Origin of the sequence: Mycobacterium sp. pR1184 (genome assembly GCF_041287235.1) — a bacterium.
GTDB lineage: Bacteria > Actinomycetota > Actinomycetes > Mycobacteriales > Mycobacteriaceae > Mycobacterium.
The window spans coordinates 1-18505 of the sequence record NZ_JBGGKR010000024.1 but is presented as its reverse complement, the minus strand read 5'-3'; the positions used below and the strand labels follow the sequence as shown (position 1 = coordinate 18505).

Here is an 18505-nt window from a genome sequence, read left to right as displayed (position 1 = left end):
CAACACTCAACGCCGCCACAGCGCACTCGACGGCCAACCACCAATCAGCCGACTGTGACCAACGTACCGACCGAGTACACCTAGCGCTCAACTTCTGCGCGCGGGCCTGCTAGGCCTTGTCGTCGTTGCTGCGCGGGAAGCCCCCGCCCTGCGGGAACAGCGGGAACACCACGTCATCAAGCTTTTCGGCGTCGCCGGCGGTCTTGTTGATGGTGGCGCCCCAGACGTTTCCGTCCGGCGACATCCGCAGCGCCCACGCGTGGGCGTGCGTGTCCTTGCGGACGACATCGGGTTCACCGGTGACCGCACCCGATTTCGGGTCCAGCCGCACCGCCACCGTCATTTTGGTATTGACTAGGTTGACCATCACGGTCCCGTCCATCGCCGCGCATCCGGCCACGCCGGGCTTGTCCGGCCACGTCCACACCGTGGAGACCTCCGAGGCCTTGGTGATGCGCTGCAACCGGTCCGCGGTCGGAGTGCGGTCGGCGACATACAGCGAGCCGTCCACCGGGTCGACGCACAGTCCGCCGCCCGAGCCGACGCCGGACAGCGCGGTAGTCGGTGGCGCCTGACCGACCGTGGTCGGCTGCTCGATGCGCAGCACCTTGCCCGCCAACGACTTCGGATCGGCGGCCATGGCGGGATTGCCCGCATCGCCGGTCAGCACCAGCAGCGTGGTCGGGCTGGTGAACAGCAGCGCTCCGCTGTTGCCGGTGGCGCCCTTGGGGATTCCGGTCAGGATGTCCTTGGGGATATCGCCGTCGGCGATGCGGATGACCCGGTTATCCGTGGGCGTGCTGACGTAGGCGTACATCAGCCGGTCCTGGGAGTAGGTCGGCGACAGCACGATGTCCATCAAGCCGCCATCCCCGGATCCGTCGACCGGGATGACCAGTTTCACCTTCGGCTCGGCGCTGACGGAGATCTCCTTGACCGCGCCGGTGGTGCGCTCGGCGACCAGGGCGGTTTTGCTGTCGGGCCCCATGATCAGGCCGCTGGTGCTCTCCAGGCATCCCTGCATCACCCCGGGGGCGGGGCAGGCTTTGGGGAACGGCGTGGGCGGCAGCGGCGGCGGCGGGGGAGGCGTCGAACTCGGTTGTGGCTTGAGTTCGGGGGCGGTGGTGAACGGCGCGGAGGCGGCGTCGTTGAAACGCGCGCAGCCCGTCGCGACCAGCATGGCCGCGCACAGCGCAGCGAGCCCGCACCGAACCGGCCACCCCAAACGCATGACCGACAGGCTACGGACAGGGCGGGCACCGGCGCCACAGGCGGCCTCGCGCGGGCGCCGCGACGCCAATCCCACCGGCCGACGGCGGGCCGCTTTTCTGCACGCGTTCACCATTTCGGAACCCGGCTGAGGCCATTTGGAGTCAATCCGGGCCCATTTAATGGTTTAGCCGCCGATTGCACGGCGAAAGCGCCGCTCAAATCCCCAATTCAGGCCTAAATGCCCTTACCCTGACACCCGTGACCGGTCAATCGAATGACGCATCTTGGCAGCGGCCCGGCGAAATTCCCGGGCAGGTACCGGGGCGCCCCGCCGCGGCGCGGTTGGTCGACCCCGAAGATGACCTGACCCCCGTCGGGTATCCGGGCGACTTCGGAACCACCTCCGTCATCCCCTACCAGGACCCGAATCAGGTCGCTGCCCCCGCCGGGCCGTCCTACAACGTCCTCGACCAGCAGGAGCCGCTGCCCTACGTGCAGCCGCAGCCGGCGCCGCGGCATTTGGCGGCCGAACCCGCCGAGATCGACCCGAGCGAGGACTACGAACGGCAACGCGCGATCGGAAGGCGCGGCACCCAGAGTCTCGGTTTGCTGGTGCTACGGGTCGGCCTCGGGGTGGTGCTCGGCGCGCACGGGCTGCAGAAGCTGTTCGGCTGGTGGGGCGGTCAGGGCCTGACCAGCTTCAAGAACTCACTGTCCGACGCGGGCTACCAGCACGCCGACATCCTGTCCTACGTCAGTGCCGGCGGCGAGATCGCCGCGGGTGTGCTGCTGGTGCTGGGTCTGTTCACGCCGGTAGCCGCGGCGGGCGCGCTGGCCTTTTTGATCAACGAGCTGCTGGTCAGCGTGTCGGCGCGGCCGCACACGTTCGGGTACTTCCTGCCGCAGGGGCACGAGTACCAAATCACGCTGATCGTCCTCGCGGTTGCGATCATTCTGGCCGGGCCCGGTCGTTATGGCCTGGACGCCAACAGGGGATGGGCGCACCGGCCCTTCATCGGGTCGTTTGTGGCCCTGCTCGCCGGCATCGCCGCCGGTATCGCGGTGTGGGTGCTGCTCAACGGCGTCAACCCGATCGCCTGAACCGCCCGTCGGGCGGTCACCGGTAGGGGTTGGGGACTCGCCCCGAACTGGCCGCGGTCAGCTGCGGCAGTGTCGCGAAAGTCACCGCCGGCAGCCGCAGTTCGGTTCCGCTCTTGAGCCTGGCGCGTGCCCACGAGCCGCGGTGGAAGCGCAGCCCGTCGATGTCGTCCCAGCCGACCGTTTGGCTGCTCATCAGGTTTCGCACCGTCACACCCTGGTTGTCGGCCACCGTGCGCAGCCGGATGATCAATGCGGACAACAGCACCGGGATCAGCAGCAGTGGGGTGGTCAGCGGCCAGGCCAGCACCGGGATCAACAGTCCGAGCGTCAGAAATCCCACGGCGAGGTGCGCCATCGGTGAGATCTTGATCACTACGGGCACGGGTGTCGGGGCTGCAGAACCAGGGACCACCCGAGCATCATTTCACCCCGCGTTGCGCCGTTGACGTCGTGGCGCTGCGGTGGCCACCCCGGGGCCACGTGGGGACCCCGTCGCGCCGGATTTGACGGTTGAGCAGTGCGAAGGCTACCGTCGGGGGCTATGGAGACCACCGGAAAGCCCGGGATGCTCGTAGTAATTAGCCGCGCGTTGGTGCGTGACTAGTTCCTTCAGTATGTGAAGCGATCCGGCACCAACGCGCAACCCTCGATCAGCGAGAGCTGACGGGGGTTTTTTCTTGCGTATCAACGAAACTTCCACAGCCAAATCAGGACTAAGAGGACAATCACCAGAGTGAGCGCACCCACCAGGTCACAGACACCCAAGTCGCACAATGGCGACGATTGGGCGCCGGACGCCACGGAAAGCACCGAAGACGCCGCAAAAGTTCCGGCTAAGCAATCCAAACATGTTGCACCGCAGCAAGTTACCGGCGCTCAGTCGGTAATCCGGTCGTTGGAGGAACTCGACGTCGAGGTCATCTTCGGGATCCCGGGCGGCGCCGTGCTGCCGGTTTACGACCCGCTGTTCGACTCGAAAAAGCTGCGGCACGTGCTGGTTCGGCACGAGCAGGGTGCCGGTCACGCGGCAAGTGGCTACGCGCACGCCACCGGCAAGGTCGGCGTCATGATGGCCACATCGGGTCCCGGGGCCACCAATCTGGTGACCCCCCTGGCGGATGCGCAGATGGACTCGATCCCCGTCGTCGCCGTCACCGGGCAGGTGGGGCGGTCGCTGATCGGGACCGACGCCTTCCAGGAGGCCGACATCTCGGGCATCACCATGCCGATCACCAAGCACAACTTCCTGGTCCGCTCGGGTGACGAGATTCCGCGGGTGATGGCCGAGGCCTTCCACATCGCCGCTTCGGGGCGTCCGGGAGCGGTGCTCGTCGACATCCCGAAGGACGTGCTGCAGGGTCAATGCACGTTCAGCTGGCCGCCGAAAATGGATCTGCCCGGCTACAAGCCGAACACCAAGCCGCACAGCCGGCAGATCCGGGAAGCCGCCAAGCTGATCGCGCGTGCGCGCAAACCGGTGCTGTACGTCGGCGGGGGCGTCATCCGCGGCGAGGCGACCGAGCAGCTGCGGGATTTGGCTGAGCTGACCGGGATTCCGGTGGTCACCACGCTGATGGCACGGGGCGCGTTCCCGGACAGCCACCGGCAGAACCTGGGCATGCCGGGCATGCACGGCACGGTCGCCGCGGTGGCCGCGCTGCAGCGCAGCGATCTGCTGATCGCGCTGGGCACCCGCTTCGACGACCGGGTGACGGGAAAGCTCGATTCCTTTGCGCCCGAAGCGAAGGTCATCCACGCCGACATCGACCCGGCCGAGATCGGCAAGAACCGGGTCGCCGACGTGCCGATCGTGGGCGACGTCAAGAACGTCATCACGGACCTGATCGCGATGCTGCGCCAGTACGAAACCCCGGGCAAGATCGACATGACCGCCTGGTGGGCATATCTGGACGAGGTGCAGTCGACCTATCCGCTGAGTTACGGCCCGCAGAGCGACGGCAGCCTGAGCCCGGAATACGTGATCGAGCAGCTCGGCAAGATCGCCGGGCCCGACGCGATCTACGTCGCCGGCGTGGGACAGCACCAGATGTGGGCGGCCCAGTTCATCTCTTATGAGAAGCCGCGCACCTGGCTCAACTCCGGCGGGCTGGGCACCATGGGCTTCGCCATCCCAGCGGCCATGGGCGCCAAGGTCGCTCGCCCCGAGGCCGAGGTTTGGGCGATCGATGGTGACGGGTGCTTCCAGATGACCAACCAGGAGCTGGCCACCTGCGCGATCGAGGGCGTGCCGATCAAGGTGGCGCTGATCAACAACGGCAACCTGGGCATGGTGCGGCAGTGGCAGAGCCTGTTCTACGAGGAGCGCTACTCGCAGACCGACCTGGCCACGCACTCTCACCGCATCCCGGACTTCGTCAAGCTGGCCGAGGCGCTGGGTTGTGTCGGAATCCGTTGTGAGCGTGAGGAAGACGTCGCCGACGCGATCAAGGCGGCTCGCGCGATCAACGACCGCCCGGTGGTGATCGACTTCATCGTCGGCGCGGATGCACAGGTGTGGCCGATGGTGGCCGCCGGGACGAGCAACGACGAGATTCAGCACGCCCGCGGAATTCGGCCGCTGTTCGACGACGAAACCGAAGGACACGCCTGATATGTACGCCAAGACGCACACACTTTCGGTGTTGGTCGAGGACAAGCCGGGTGTGCTCGCGCGCGTCGCGGCACTGTTCTCGCGGCGCGGTTTCAACATCGAGTCGCTGGCTGTGGGTGCCACCGAGCAGAAGGACATGTCGCGGATGACCATCGTGGTTTCCGCCGAGGAGACTCCGCTCGAACAGGTCACCAAGCAGCTCAACAAGCTGATCAATGTCATCAAAATTGTCGAGCAGGACGAGGACAACTCGGTGGCTCGCGAGCTGGCGCTGATCAAGGTGCGGGCCGATTCCGGTACCCGCAGCCAAGTAATCGAAGCGGCAAACCTGTTCCGCGCCAAGGTAGTCGACGTATCGCTGGATTCGCTGACCGTCGAGGCGACCGGTACCCGCGGCAAGCTCGAAGCGCTGCTGCGAGTGCTGGAACCGTTCGGTATCCGCGAGATCGTCCAATCGGGAGTGGTGTCGCTATCCCGTGGGCCGCGTGGAATCGGCACCGCGAAATAAGCGATACACATTCCAAAAGTCCAATAAGAAAGAGAGATTCACCGTGCCACTAGAGATGTTCTACGACGACGACGCCGACCTGTCGATTATCCAGGGTCGCAAGGTCGGCGTGATCGGATACGGCAGCCAGGGGCATGCGCACTCGCTGAGCCTGCGCGACTCCGGTGTGCAGGTGCGTGTCGGACTCAAGGAGGGTTCGAAGTCGCGGGCCAAGGTCGCCGAGCAGGGTCTGGAGGTAGACACGCCCGCCGAGGTCGCTAAGTGGGCCGACGTCATCATGCTGCTGGCGCCCGACACCGCCCAGGCCGACATCTTCAAGAACGACATCGAACCGAACCTGAACGACGGCGATGCACTGTTTTTCGGTCACGGTCTCAACATTCACTTCGATCTGATCAAGCCGCCCGGCAACGTCACGATCGCGATGGTCGCGCCGAAGGGGCCCGGGCATCTGGTGCGCCGGCAGTTCGTCGACGGCAAGGGCGTGCCGTGTCTGATCGCCGTCGACCAGGACCCGACCGGCGAGGGCGAGGCACTGGCGCTGTCCTACGCCAAGGCCATCGGCGGCACCCGGGCCGGCGTCATCAAGACCACCTTCAAGGATGAGACCGAGACGGACCTGTTCGGCGAGCAGGCCGTGTTGTGCGGTGGCACAGAGGAATTGGTGAAGACCGGTTTCGACGTGATGGTCGAGGCGGGCTACCCGCCGGAGATGGCGTACTTCGAGGTGCTGCACGAGCTGAAGCTGATCGTCGACCTGATGTACGAGGGCGGCATCGCCCGGATGAACTACTCGGTGTCCGACACCGCGGAGTTCGGCGGCTACCTTTCGGGCCCGCGGGTCATCGACGCCGGCACCAAGGAGCGGATGCGAGAGATCCTGCGCGACATCCAGAGTGGGGAATTCACCAAGAAGCTGGTCGCCAACGTCGAGGGCGGCAACAAGCAGCTCGAGCAGTTGCGCAAGGAGAACGCCGAGCACCCAATCGAGGTCACCGGTAAGAAGCTGCGCGACCTGATGAGCTGGGTCGACCGCCCGATCACCGAAACGGCTTAACCCTCTTACGCCGAACGTGCACTCAGCGCGAGATTTTGGCTGATTTCTCGCAGTGAGTGCACGTTCGGCGCTCAGCCGCTACGTCGCCAGACGATCGGCGATTGTCACCACGCGGCGCGCCAGGTGTTCCAGCGCGTTGCCGGTGGCGTCGTCGAATTCCTCGATGTTGTCGTGCGTGCTCAACAGGCTGGCGCCATAGGGGTTGCCGTCGACGAACTTGCACGGATCGGTGTAGCCCGGCGGCACCAGGATGCCGCCGAAGTGCATCAGCGTGAGGTAGAGCGCGACGAGCGTGGTCTCCTGGCCGCCGTGCGCGGTGTTCGAGGACGTGAAGCCCGCGTACACCTTGTCGGCCAGCTTGCCTTCGGCCCACAGCCCGCCGAGCGAGTCCAGGAAGTTCCGCAGCTGTGACGCCGGTGAACCGAATCGGGTGGGCGAGCCGAAGATCACGGCGTCGGCCCACACGATGTCGTCGCCGGTGGCCGCCGGCAGATCCTTGGTGGCGTTGTAGTTCGCCGTCCAGGCGGGGTTCTGCGCGAAGGATTGCGGATCGCGCGTCTCGGCGACGGGACGCACCCGTACTTCCGCGCCGGCGGCTTGCGCCGCCGCGGCGACCCGGTTGGCCATCGTGGTGCCGTGACCGGTGGCCGAGTAGTAGATGATCGCGAGTTTGGTCATGGCGCAAGCCTAGGCATGTCCAAACCAAACTCGTGGCGCAACAGGCTGCGTGCGGCGTAGTAGGCCGGCCATACCGTGCACGCCGCCGCCCGGGGGCGTGGCCGCCGAACACAGATACGTCTTGGGAATCGGTGTGCGCCAAGGGTCTAGCCGCGGCGTGGGCCCGGCGATCGCGCGCCAAGCGGAATTGCCGCCCATTCCGATGTCGCCGCCGACGTAGTTCGCGTTGCGGTCGCTCAGGTGTGCGGCGGGTATCGCGCGGGCAGCGACCACCGCGTCGCGAAAGACCGCGGCGAACCGCTCGACGGTCGCGGTGACGGCCTCGGTCGCATCGAGGGTCGAACCCGAGGGGACGTGGGCATACGTCCAGAACGGGCGGCGGCCCTGGCTGTCGATACGGCCGGGATCGGCGATGTACAGTGCGGCGGCCAGCACCATCGGGCACTGCGCGTGCCCGCCGCCGCGATCTCCTTTTCGGCCACCGCCATCTGTTCCCGGCTGCCGCCGAGATGCAGGGTGGGAGCGTGGGTCGGCCGCGGTGCGGGCACCGCCGCCCAAAGTGGGCTGCGCCTCGATGACCTGCGTTTTGCGTCCCGCGCGGGCGCAGATCACGGCCGTCGAAAGCCCGTTGGGTCCACTGCCGACTGTCGTCACATCGACGGCGACGTCCATCGGACAATTGCAGCCCAGACCCCGGCCTATAACCTGGTCGGGTGAACTTGCCTGTTGTGTTAATCGCCGACAAACTCGCTCAATCAACTGTCGCCGCCCTGGGCGACCAGGTCGAGGTGCGCTGGGTAGACGGTCCGGACCGGGAGAAGCTGCTGGCAGCGGTGCCCGAGGCCGACGCGCTGCTGGTGCGTTCCGCGACCACCGTCGACGCCGAGGTACTGGCCGCGGCCCCCAAGCTCAAGATCGTCGCCCGCGCCGGGGTGGGTCTGGACAACGTCGACGTCGACGCGGCCACCGCGCGCGGCGTCCTGGTGGTCAACGCCCCGACGTCGAACATCCACAGCGCCGCCGAGCACGCTCTGGCGCTGTTGCTGTCGGCGGCCCGGCAGGTGCCGGCGGCCGATGCATCGCTGCGCGAACACACCTGGAAACGGTCGTCGTTCAACGGCACGGAGATTTTCGGCAAGACCGTCGGGGTGGTGGGGCTGGGCCGGATCGGGCAGCTGGTCGCCCAGCGGATCGCCGCGTTCGGCACCCACATCGTGGCCTACGACCCCTACGTGTCGCCGGCCCGCGCGGCGCAGCTCGGCATCGAATTGCTCTCCCTCGACGACCTGTTGGCCCGTGCCGACTTCATCTCGGTGCACCTGCCCAAGACCGCCGAGACGGCAGGCCTGATCGACAAGGAGGCGCTGGCCAAGACCAAGCCGGGCGTCATCATCGTCAATGCCGCGCGCGGCGGGCTGGTCGACGAGGCCGCCCTGGCCGAGGCGATCACCAGCGGGCATGTGCGTGCGGCCGGTCTTGACGTGTACTCCAAGGAGCCGTGCACCGACAGCCCGCTGTTCGAGTTGCCGCAGGTGGTGGTGACACCGCACCTGGGCGCATCGACGTCGGAGGCGCAGGACCGGGCCGGCACCGACGTCGCCGAGAGCGTGCGGCTGGCGCTGGCGGGGGAGTTCGTCCCCGACGCGGTCAACGTCGGCGGCGGCGTGGTCAACGAGGAGGTGGCACCCTGGCTGGACCTGGCGCGCAAACTCGGCGTGCTGGCCGCGGCGCTGTCCGATGGCCTGCCGGCGTCGCTGTCGGTCCAGGTGCGCGGCGAGCTGGCCTCCGAAGACGTTGAGGTGCTCAAGCTTTCGGCCCTGCGCGGTCTGTTCTCGGCGATCATCGAGGACCCGGTTACGTTCGTCAACGCGCCGGCGTTGGCCGCCGAGCGCGGCGTGACCGCCGAAATCAGCACGGCCACCGAGAGTCCCAACCATCGCAGCGTCCTGGACATCCGCGCCGTCGCCCACGACGGTTCGAGCGTCAACGTCGCCGGCACGCTGTCGGGTCCGCAGTTGGTCGAGAAGGTCGTCCAGATCAACGGCCGCAACTTCGACCTGCGCGCGCAGGGCAAGAATCTGGTGATCAACTACATCGACCAGCCCGGAGCGCTGGGCAAGATCGGCACCATCCTGGGTGAGGCCGGAGTGAACATCCAAGCCGCACAGCTTTCCGAGGATGCCGAGGGCCCCAGCGCGACGATCCTGCTGCGGCTCGACCAGGACGTACCGACCGACGTGCGGTCGGCCATCTCGGCGGCCGTCGGCGCCAACAAGCTGGAAGTGGTTGACCTGTCATGAAATTGGCGATCATCGGTGGCGACGGGATCGGGCCCGAAGTAGTCGCCGAGGCGGTCAAGGTGCTCGATGTCGTCAAGCCGGGCGTGCAGAAGACCGAATACGACCTGGGGGCACGGCGTTTCCACGCCACCGGCGAGTTGCTGCCGGAGTCTGCGCTCGCCGAGCTGCGTCAGCACGACGCGATTCTGCTCGGCGCGATCGGCGACCCGTCGGTGCCCAGCGGGGTGCTGGAGCGAGGGCTGTTGTTGCGGTTGCGCTTTGAACTCGACCATCACGTCAACCTGCGTCCGGCCCGGCTGTACAAGGGCGTGAGTAGCCCGCTAGCGGGCAACCCTGAGATCGATTTCGTGGTGGTGCGCGAAGGAACCGAAGGGCCGTATACGGGTAACGGCGGCGCGATCCGGGTCGGGACTCCGCATGAGGTGGCCACCGAGGTCAGCGTCAATACCGCGTTCGGCGTGCGTCGCGTCGTCGCCGACGCGTTCGAGCGGGCCCGGCAGCGTCGCAAGCATCTGACGTTGGTGCACAAGAACAACGTGCTGACCTTCGCCGGAAAATTGTGGTCGCGAGTCTTCGCCGAAGTGGGTGCGGACTATCCCGACGTCGAGGTGGCCTATCAGCACGTCGACGCCGCCACCATCTTCCTGGTCACCGACCCCGGCCGCTTCGACGTGATCGTCACCGACAATCTGTTCGGCGACATCATCACCGATCTGGCCGCCGCGGTGACGGGCGGAATCGGCTTGGCCGCCAGTGGAAATATCGATGCCACACGGACCAACCCGTCGATGTTCGAGCCGGTGCACGGCAGCGCGCCCGACATCGCCGGCAAGGGCATCGCCGATCCGACGGCGGCCATCGTGTCGGTCGGGCTGCTGCTCGCCCACCTCGGTGAGACCGAAGCCGCTAGCCGGGTGGATCGAGCGGTCGAGACGTATCTGGCGTCTCGGGGCGACGACCGGCGCTCCACCGCCGAAGTCGGCGAGCGGATCGCGGCCGCGCTGTAGCTGCCGCGCTGGATTCCAAGCCCGGCGGCAGCAGCTTGGTCGGCACCAACGGTATTGCCGCCAAAGGGAACAACCCGCACAACGCCCACGCCGTTGGATATTTGGCCGCGTCGATCAGCACACCGAACAGCGGGGCGCCCGCGGCCGCGATCAGCCGCTGGGTGGTGTTCTGGATTCCCAGCGCACGTCCGCTCCAGAACGACCCGGCGAATTCGGTGATCGCCGTTGCCTCCAATCCGTTGTCCAGCACCGCGATCACCGAGACGACGATCATCACCGGCACTTCGAAACCCCAGTCGCCGTCGTCGGCGAGCGTGAGCAGAACCAAGCTCAACGTCGCGAGGACGGCGATGATGCGCACCGGGCGCATCCGGGAGCCCACCCGGTCCGACCACCGGCCGACCGCGACACGGCCCAGCGCGCCAAGGACCTGCGAGAGGGTAACCACACCGCCGGCTTCGGCGACGGTCCAGCCATGGTGCCTCATCAACCACACCAGCATGAACGTCACGGTCACGGTCTGCGGCATCATCAGCAGACCAGCCACCGCGTGAATTCGCCACAGCGTCAGCGACTCCCGGTAAGGGCTGGCCAATTCTTGCGCAGTGGCAACTCTGCGGTGTTTGCGCGGCGGGTCGACGATTCCGATTGCGCTGGCCACCGCCGAGCAGGTGCACGCGAGTGCCGGGAACATCAGCCCGGCGTGCACTCCCCGTTCGGCCAGCTCGGGCATGACCAGTGCGCCTAGGGCTATTCCCAACGGCTGGGCGGTCTGGCGGATGCCCATCGCCAGGCCGCGCTGATGCACCGGGAACCACGCCGACACCAGCCGGCCGCCGGCGGCGTTACAACTCGCCGCGGCCATGCCGCCCAGAAACAGGTAGGCACCGACTAACACCATCGAATGGGCCGACGCGGCGGCATAGGCCGCTGCCGCGGTGAGCGCCGAACCCACTGTCAGCACGACCCGCTCGCCGACGCGGTCGAGCAGGTAACCCCAACCGATCAGGGTCACGACCATTCCCCAGCTCGGCATCGACGACAACAGACTGGCTTCGGTCAGCGGAATCCCGCGTTTGGCCTGCAGCGAGGGAATCAAGAACGCGATGCCGTTGATGAAGAGGAACGAACTGGCCGTCACCCATAGCGAAATGACCATGATGGACCAGCGGGCGCCGGCGCTCAGTTGGCCCGTGGCTCCCGGGTCCGTGGGCATCCCTCATGGTGGCACATGCGTCGTCCTGCCCGGCTGCTGTCAGGCTCGCGGCCGTCATTAGGCTCAACAAAATGCGCCTAGGTCGAATCGCCAGTCCGGATGGTGTCTCCTTCGTCAGCATCGAGGGTCCGCTGGAGGATCCCAGCGCGATGACTGCCCGTGAGATCGCCGAGCACCCGTTCGGCACCCCGACGTTCACCGGCCGCTCGTGGCCGGTGGCCGACGTCCGGCTGCTGGCCCCGATGCTGGCCGGCAAGGTGGTGTGCGTCGGCAAGAACTACACCGACCACATCGCCGAGATGGCGAACTTCGCAACCGGCCCGGCCGCGGCCGATCCGATCATCTTCCTCAAGCCCAACACCTCGATCATCGGTCCGAACGTGCCGATTCGCTTGCCCGCCAACGCGTCACCCGTGCACTTCGAAGGGGAGTTGGCTGTGGTGATCGGCCGGCCGTGTAAGGACGTGCCCGCCGCCCAGGCCGCCGACAACATCTTGGGGTACACGATCGCCAACGACGTGTCGGCGCGCGATCAGCAACAGGCCGACGGCCAGTGGACTCGCGCCAAGGGGCACGACACCTTCTGCCCGGTGGGGCCCTGGGTCGTCACCGATGTCGACCCGGCCGACCTCGCGTTGCGCACCGAGGTCAACGGCCAAGTCAAGCAGGACAGCCGCACCTCGCTGATGATTCACGACGTCGGCGCCATCGTCGAATGGATCTCCGCGGTGATGACCCTGCTGCCCGGTGACCTCATCCTCACCGGGACGCCGGCCGGCGTCGGCCCCATCGAGGATGGCGATACCGTCGCCATCTCCATCGAGGGCATCGGCACCCTGTCCAATCCCGTGGTCCGAAAAGGAAAGTCGTGACTGCGCCCGGGACTGTCCGGGTTCGGTTCTGCCCGTCGCCCACCGGCACCCCACACGTCGGGATGGTCCGCACCGCGCTGTTCAACTGGGCCTACGCGCGGCACACCGGCGGCACCTTCGTCTTTCGCATCGAGGACACCGACGCCGAGCGTGACAGCGAGGAAAGCTATCTGGCGTTGCTCGACGCGCTGCGTTGGCTCGGGCTGGATTGGGACGAGGGGCCCGAGGTCGGCGGACCCTATGGCCCATATCGGCAGTCGCAGCGCGGGGACATCTACCGCGAAGTGGTGGACAAGCTGCTCGCGGCGGGTGAGGCCTACCATGCCTTTTCGACACCGGAAGAGGTCGAGGCGCGCCATATCGCCGCCGGCCGCAATCCCAAACTGGGCTACGACAACTACGACCGCGAGCTGACCGAGGAGCAGCGTGCGGCGTATCTGGCCGAGGGCCGTAAGCCCGTGGTGCGACTGCGCATGCCCGACGAAGACCTCGCGTGGGATGACCTGGTGCGCGGGAGGACCACCTTCGCGGCGGGCTCGGTGCCCGATTTCGCGCTGACCCGCGCCAGCGGAGATCCCTTGTATACCTTGGTCAACCCCTGTGACGACGCGCTGATGAAGATCACCCATGTGCTGCGCGGCGAGGACCTGCTGCCGTCGACGCCGCGTCAGATTGCCTTGTACCAGGCGTTGATGCGGATCGGGGTGGCCGAACGGGTCCCGGAATTCGCGCACCTGCCAACGGTATTGGGGGAGGGCACGAAAAAGCTGTCCAAGCGCGACCCGCAGTCCAATCTGTTCGCCCACCGCGATCGCGGCTTCATCCCCGAGGGACTGCTGAATTATCTTGCGCTGCTGGGCTGGGCGATAGCCGACGATCACGACCTGTTCAGCCTCGCAGAAATGGTGGCCGCTTTCGACGTCGTCGACGTCAACTCCAATCCGGCCCGCTTCGATCAGAAGAAGGCCGACGCGCTCAACGCCGAACACATCCGGATGCTCGACGTGGCCGACTTCACAAGCAGGCTGCGCGACTACTTCGCCGTGCACAGGTACCGGCTGGAGCTCGACGAAGCGGAATTCGCCTTCGCGGCCGAACTGGTGCAGACCCGCATCGTGGTGCTCGGTGACGCGTGGGATCTGCTGAAGTTCCTCAACGACGACGAGTACGCGATCGACCCCAAGGCTGCGGCCAAGGAGCTGGGGCCGGAGGCGGGCGCGGTGCTGGACGCCGCGCTGACGGCGCTGGAAGCAGTGGCGGACTGGACGGCGGCCGCGATCGAGGAGGCCCTCAAGACCGCGCTGATCGACGGCCTGGGGCTCAAACCGCGCAAGGCGTTCGGCCCGATCCGGGTCGCCGCGACCGGGACGACGATCAGCCCGCCGCTGTTCGAGTCGCTGCAGCTGCTCGGTCGGGACCGTAGCCTGGGCCGGCTGGGGGCGGCGCGGCAAGAGGCGGTCTAAATCTTTGGTAGTCTGCACTGCGGTTTGCAAAGGCCGACGACGGCCGGCCACGGCGGAGCGGGAAACCGCAGAACCGTTGTGACCAGCGGTTTTAGGCAGCCAATGGGGTATGGTGTAATTGGCAACACAGCTGATTCTGGTTCAGCCATTCTAGGTTCGAGTCCTGGTACCCCAGCAAAGTCCGTCAGGCTGTAAGCGATTAGGTGGCCCCCGTCGGGTGAGCTATGCTGGCAGCTCGGATCGGTTCTGGCCCCGTCGTCTAGCGGCCTAGGACGCCGCCCTCTCACGGCGGTAGCGTGGGTTCGAATCCCATCGGGGCTACAAATTTACTGGCCGGTCCCCAGCACGGCCGGTGCGGTGGAACCACCCACCGGCATCGGCGGCAATCCCAATTTGCGGTGATCCCACGAGCGCGCGCGTCGCGCGACGATGCGAACGCAGACGCGCTTGTTCATCATCTGCTCGACGAACGGCTTCATCTCGTCGGTGTAGGGGCCGGTGTAGCGCTCCCAGACACTGACGCCGACCCGGTGCGCGACGTCCGGATCGTCGACGATCTCGGCGACGCCTTCGAAGGCAACCCCGCGCAGCGTGTCGTAGGTGTCGCCGTCCTCGATCAGGAAGGTCACCCGGGGGTCGCGGGTCAGGTTGACCGCCTTCTGAGATTTGGCCTTCGTCTCCAGCCAGATCTCGCCGTCGACGACGGCGTACCACATGGCGGTCAAATGCGGCTGGCCGTCCGAACCGATGGTGGCCATTGTTCCGGTGCGGCTCTTGACGACGAAATCGGCGATCTCTTCGTCGGACATGACGATGGTCGCGCGCTGATTGGTTCCCATCGCGCCAGTCTGTCAGCGGCGGAGTTTGAGTGTGCGCTCAGGGCGCCCAGGACGCACACTGACGCGCTGGACGCACGATCGACGTAACCCTAGAGGCGGCGCGCCATCGCCTCGGCGGCCGATAGTAGATCGGCGGCCCAACGCGCACCCGGACGCTTGCCGATCCGGTCGATGGGTCCGGAGACCGAAATCGCCGCGACGACTACGCCGCGACCGTCGCGCACCGGCGCCGAAACGCTCGCGACTCCCGGTTCGCGCTCGGCAACGCTTTGCGCCCAACCGCGCCGGCGTACTTCGGCCAGCGTCCGGTCGGTGAACTTTGCCGTCGGCAGCACCGCCTTCTGAGTGGCGACATCGCTGTGTGCCAGCAAGACTTTGGCTCCCGAGCCCGCCGTCATCGGCAACCGCGCGCCGACCGGAACCGTATCCCGAAGGCCCGCAGACGGTTCCAGGGCGGCCACACAGACCCGCGACGTGCCCTCGCGCCGGTACAGCTGCACGCTCTCGCCGGTGGTCTCGCGCAATTGGGGAAGTACCGCGGCACCGGCCGCCAGCAACGGATCGTTGACGTGCGCGGCGAGTTCGCTCAGCGCGGGACCCAGCTGCCAACGCCCTTCGTCGTCGCGCGCCAGCAGGCGATGTACCTCCAGCGCGGCGGCCAGCCGGTAGGTGGTGGCCCGCGGAAACCCGGTGCGCTCGCACAGTTCGGCTAACCCGCAGGGAGATTCCGCGACGGTGTGCAGCACATCCACGGCTTTATCCAGGACGCCGATGCCGCTATGCTGTCTCATAAAGAGATACTAGCGTCTCGCATCCTGAGATCACCAGCCCTGTTGGTCATCGAGGCGCAACAAGTGATTGAGGGGACTCCGATGGCAGCTGCGCACCAGCCGCGCACCCTGGCCGAAAAGGTTTGGGACGACCACGTTGTGGTATCCGGCTCGACAGGCGACGGGGTCAGTGCGCCTGACTTGATTTACATCGACCTGCATTTGGTGCACGAGGTCACCAGCCCGCAGGCGTTTGACGGCTTGCGCCTGGCCGGTCGGCCGGTGCGCCGGCCCGATCTGACGTTGGCCACCGAGGACCACAACGTGCCGACCGTCGACATCGACAAGCCGATCGCCGACCCGGTATCGCGCACGCAGGTCGAGACATTGCGGCGCAACTGCGCCGAATTCGGTGTGCGGTTGCATCCGATGGGTGACATCGAGCAGGGCATCGTGCATGTTGTGGGTCCCCAATTGGGGCTGACCCAACCGGGAATGACGATTGTCTGTGGGGACAGTCACACATCGACCCATGGCGCGTTCGGCGCATTGGCGATGGGCATCGGCACCTCGGAGGTCGAGCATGTGCTGGCCACCCAGACATTGCCGTTGCGCCCCTTCAAGACAATGGCGGTCAACGTCGACGGCGAATTGCCGCCCGGTGTTACGGCCAAAGACATCATCCTCGCGCTGATCGCCAAGATCGGCACCGGCGGTGGGCAAGGCCATGTCATCGAATATCGGGGCAGCGCGATCGAATCGCTGTCCATGGAAGGCCGGATGACGGTCTGCAACATGAGTATCGAAGCCGGGGCGCGGGCCGGAATGGTGGCACCGGACCAGACCACCTACGAATTCCTGCGGGGCCGCCCGCACGCGCCGACCGGCGCGCAGTGGGATGCCGCATTGCAGTATTGGCAGCAGCTGCGCACCGACGACGGTGCCGTCTTCGATACCGAGGTCTATCTGGACGCGGAGTCGTTGACCCCGTTCGTCACCTGGGGCACCAATCCGGGCCAGGGCGTGTCCTTGGGCGCGGCGGTGCCGGACCCCGAATTGATGACCAACGACGACGAGCGGCAGGCCGCCGAGAAAGCGTTGGCGTATATGGACCTTCGGCCGGGCATGCCGATGCGCGAGATCGCCGTCGACGCGGTGTTCGTCGGGTCTTGTACCAACGGTCGTATCGAAGATCTGCGGGTGGTGGCCGATGTGCTGCGCGGCCGCACCGTGGCCCAGGGCGTGCGAATGCTGGTCGTGCCGGGTTCGATGCGGGTGCGCGCGCAAGCCGAAGCCGAAGGCCTCAGTGAGGTATTCATCGCCGCCGGCGCCGAATGGCGGCAGGCCGGCTGCTCGATGTGCCTGGGCATGAACCCGGATCAGCTTGCGCCCGGCGAGCGGTGTGCCGCGACGTCCAACCGCAACTTCGAAGGGCGGCAGGGCAAAGGCGGCCGTACGCATTTGGTATCGCCGGCCGTCGCGGCGGCAACCGCGGTCCGCGGCACATTGTCTACCCCGGCCGACTTGAACTGAAAACGAAATCGAGGACGAAAATGGAAGCCTTTCACACCCACACCGGGATTGGCGTGCCGCTGCGGCGCTCCAATGTCGATACCGACCAGATCATTCCGGCGGTCTATTTGAAGCGCGTCACCCGAACCGGTTTCGAAGACGGCTTGTTCGCAACGTGGCGCTCAGATCCGTCATTCGTGCTCAATCTCAGTCCATTTGACCGAGGTTCGGTCTTGGTCGCCGGACCCGACTTCGGGACCGGATCGTCGCGCGAGCACGCGGTGTGGGCGTTGATGGACTACGGGTTCCGGGTGGTCATCTCGTCTCGGTTCGGTGACATTTTTCGGGGCAACGCGGGCAAGGCGGGGCTGCTGGCGGCCGAAGTCAGCCAAGACGGTGTCGAACTGCTTTGGAAGCTGATCGAGCAGAGTCCAGGACTGGAAATCACTGCCAATCTTCAAGATCGAAATATCACCGCGGGAACGACGGTGCTGCCGTTCAAGATTGACGACCACACCGCGTGGCGACTGCTCGAAGGACTCGACGATATAGCCCTTACGCTGCAGAAACTTGACCAGATCGAATCTTTTGAGTCGGCCCGTCCGGACTGGAAACCGCGCACGCTACCCGCCCCGTGAACGGCTGATCGGGGCGCGAATTACCCCGATCACCTTAGCTAGCAAGGCTTATTTTTCGCCTGCGTCACCGGCCAAGGGCGGCAAGCAGATTCCGGAATTTCCTGTCGCATAGCCGTGAAATTGCGCGTGGCGCTTGGCAATTTGCTAGGTGAGGGTTTACCGTGTTCGCTAGTCGGTTCCCAAAATGGGACCACTGGCTTCGGAGGGTTTTGGATGAACAAAGCAGAGCTCATAGATGTGCTCACACAGAAATTGGGCTCGGACCGTCGGCAGGCGACCGCCGCCGTCGAGAATGTTGTCGACACCATTGTGCGTGCGGTGCACAAGGGCGACAGCGTGACGATCACCGGGTTCGGTGTGTTCGAACAACGGCGCCGCGCAGCACGTGTGGCCCGCAACCCGCGGACCGGTGAGACGGTGAAGGTAAAGCCGACGTCCGTCCCCGCGTTCCGCCCGGGTGCTCAATTCAAAGCGGTTGTTGCTGGCGCACAGCGCCTCCCGTCGGAAGGACCGGCCGTGAAACGTGGTGTTGTCGCAGGAGCAGCCAAGAAGGTTGCCAAGAAGGCTCCCGCCAAGAAGGCTGCCGTGAAGAAGGCCGCGACCAAGGCCCCGGCTAAGAAGGCCGCGACCAAGGCTCCGGCTAAGAAGGCCGCGACCAAGGCTCCGGTCAAGAAGGCCGCGACCAAGGCTCCGGTCAAGAAGGCCGCGACCAAGGCTCCGG

General features: G+C 66.2%; 17 protein-coding genes, 2 tRNA genes and 2 pseudogenes. 13 read left to right on the top strand and 8 right to left on the bottom strand.

Going from position 1 to position 18505, the window contains the following annotated elements; genetic code table 11:
* Positions 1-109: 109 nt before the first annotated feature.
* Positions 110-1231 (bottom strand): sorbosone dehydrogenase family protein, encoded by a 1122-nt coding sequence (locus tag ACAG21_RS27975; protein ID WP_370499501.1) that lies wholly within the window; start codon positions 1229-1231, stop codon positions 110-112.
* Positions 1232-1470: 239 nt separating this feature from the next.
* On the opposite strand from ACAG21_RS27975, the gene ACAG21_RS27970 reads away from it, so the two are divergent.
* Positions 1471-2313 carry a DoxX family protein gene (locus ACAG21_RS27970; protein WP_370499500.1) on the top strand — a complete coding sequence of 281 codons (843 nt, stop codon included), beginning with the start codon at positions 1471-1473 and terminating at the stop codon, positions 2311-2313.
* Between the two features lie 16 nt (positions 2314-2329).
* On the opposite strand, the gene ACAG21_RS27965 is transcribed toward ACAG21_RS27970, so the two are convergent.
* Positions 2330-2668, bottom strand: coding sequence for a PH domain-containing protein (locus ACAG21_RS27965; protein ID WP_370499499.1), 339 nt, complete (start codon positions 2666-2668; stop codon positions 2330-2332).
* 378 nt (positions 2669-3046) lie between these two features.
* On the opposite strand from ACAG21_RS27965, the gene ACAG21_RS27960 reads away from it, so the two are divergent.
* From ACAG21_RS27960 to ilvC, 3 genes are read left to right on the top strand one after another with little or no spacing between them, the layout of a single operon-like run.
* A complete protein-coding gene (locus tag ACAG21_RS27960) occupies positions 3047-4924 on the top strand; it encodes an acetolactate synthase large subunit (RefSeq protein ID WP_370499498.1) in 1878 nt (625 codons plus the stop codon).
* 1 nt (position 4925) lies between these two features.
* Positions 4926-5432: an acetolactate synthase small subunit gene (gene ilvN, locus ACAG21_RS27955; protein ID WP_090601096.1), complete on the top strand. Its 507-nt coding sequence runs from the start codon at positions 4926-4928 to the stop codon at positions 5430-5432.
* A gap of 55 nt (positions 5433-5487) precedes the next feature.
* On the top strand, positions 5488-6489 hold the full coding sequence (gene ilvC / locus ACAG21_RS27950; protein WP_370499502.1) for a ketol-acid reductoisomerase: 1002 nt from the start codon (positions 5488-5490) through the stop codon (positions 6487-6489).
* A gap of 78 nt (positions 6490-6567) precedes the next feature.
* Here ilvC and wrbA read toward each other — a convergent pair whose 3' ends face one another.
* From wrbA to ACAG21_RS27935, 3 genes and pseudogenes are all read right to left on the bottom strand, one after another.
* Positions 6568-7167: an NAD(P)H:quinone oxidoreductase gene (wrbA, locus tag ACAG21_RS27945; RefSeq protein WP_370499497.1), complete on the bottom strand. Its 600-nt coding sequence runs from the start codon at positions 7165-7167 to the stop codon at positions 6568-6570.
* Positions 7164-7706 (bottom strand): annotated as a pseudogene (locus ACAG21_RS27940) (dehydrogenase); the annotation flags it as partial. The pseudogene ACAG21_RS27940 and the gene wrbA, both read right to left, overlap by 4 nt.
* A 16-nt stretch (positions 7707-7722) precedes the next feature.
* Positions 7723-7839: pseudogene (locus tag ACAG21_RS27935) on the bottom strand (NAD(P)-binding protein); the annotation flags it as partial.
* A gap of 41 nt (positions 7840-7880) precedes the next feature.
* On the opposite strand from ACAG21_RS27935, the gene serA reads away from it, so the two are divergent.
* Both serA and ACAG21_RS27925 read left to right on the top strand, forming a co-directional pair.
* Positions 7881-9467, top strand: coding sequence for a phosphoglycerate dehydrogenase (gene serA / locus ACAG21_RS27930; protein ID WP_370499496.1), 1587 nt, complete (start codon positions 7881-7883; stop codon positions 9465-9467).
* Complete coding sequence (locus ACAG21_RS27925; protein ID WP_370499495.1) at positions 9464-10474, top strand: 3-isopropylmalate dehydrogenase; 1011 nt, start codon at positions 9464-9466, stop codon at positions 10472-10474. Before serA ends, ACAG21_RS27925 begins: the two co-directional genes overlap by 4 nt.
* Here ACAG21_RS27925 and ACAG21_RS27920 read toward each other — a convergent pair.
* Complete coding sequence (locus ACAG21_RS27920) at positions 10374-11690, bottom strand: MFS transporter (protein WP_370499494.1); 1317 nt, start codon at positions 11688-11690, stop codon at positions 10374-10376. The genes ACAG21_RS27925 and ACAG21_RS27920 overlap by 101 nt on opposite strands.
* Before the next feature lie 71 nt (positions 11691-11761).
* On the opposite strand from ACAG21_RS27920, the gene ACAG21_RS27915 reads away from it, so the two are divergent.
* The 4 genes from ACAG21_RS27915 (at position 11762) to ACAG21_RS27900 (ending at position 14346) form a co-directional block, all read left to right on the top strand.
* Entirely contained in the window at positions 11762-12562 is an 801-nt protein-coding gene (locus ACAG21_RS27915) for a fumarylacetoacetate hydrolase family protein (RefSeq protein ID WP_096285956.1), read from the top strand.
* A complete protein-coding gene (gltX, locus tag ACAG21_RS27910) occupies positions 12559-14025 on the top strand; it encodes a glutamate--tRNA ligase (protein ID WP_370499493.1) in 1467 nt (488 codons plus the stop codon). The genes ACAG21_RS27915 and gltX overlap by 4 nt, the downstream gene beginning before the upstream one ends.
* 103 nt (positions 14026-14128) lie before the next feature.
* Positions 14129-14200: transfer RNA gene (locus tag ACAG21_RS27905), tRNA-Gln, on the top strand.
* 73 nt (positions 14201-14273) lie between these two features.
* Positions 14274-14346, top strand: a tRNA-Glu gene (locus ACAG21_RS27900).
* A 5-nt stretch (positions 14347-14351) separates the two neighbouring features.
* Here the strand turns inward: ACAG21_RS27900 and ACAG21_RS27895 are convergent.
* A complete protein-coding gene (locus tag ACAG21_RS27895; protein ID WP_370499492.1) occupies positions 14352-14864 on the bottom strand; it encodes a pyridoxamine 5'-phosphate oxidase family protein in 513 nt (170 codons plus the stop codon).
* Between the two features lie 89 nt (positions 14865-14953).
* Positions 14954-15655, bottom strand: a complete 702-nt coding sequence (locus ACAG21_RS27890; RefSeq protein WP_370499491.1) for an IclR family transcriptional regulator — start codon at positions 15653-15655, stop codon at positions 14954-14956.
* A gap of 81 nt (positions 15656-15736) precedes the next feature.
* On the opposite strand from ACAG21_RS27890, the gene leuC reads away from it, so the two are divergent.
* The 3 genes from leuC to ACAG21_RS27875 all read left to right on the top strand — a co-directional run.
* Positions 15737-17167 (top strand): 3-isopropylmalate dehydratase large subunit, encoded by a 1431-nt coding sequence (gene leuC, locus ACAG21_RS27885; RefSeq protein WP_370499490.1) that lies wholly within the window; start codon positions 15737-15739, stop codon positions 17165-17167.
* A 20-nt stretch (positions 17168-17187) separates the two neighbouring features.
* On the top strand, positions 17188-17784 hold the full coding sequence (leuD, locus tag ACAG21_RS27880; protein WP_370499489.1) for a 3-isopropylmalate dehydratase small subunit: 597 nt from the start codon (positions 17188-17190) through the stop codon (positions 17782-17784).
* Positions 17785-17997: 213 nt separating this feature from the next.
* Positions 17998-18505 (top strand): HU family DNA-binding protein (locus ACAG21_RS27875; protein ID WP_370499488.1); only part of this gene is annotated, 508 nt, incomplete at its 3' end.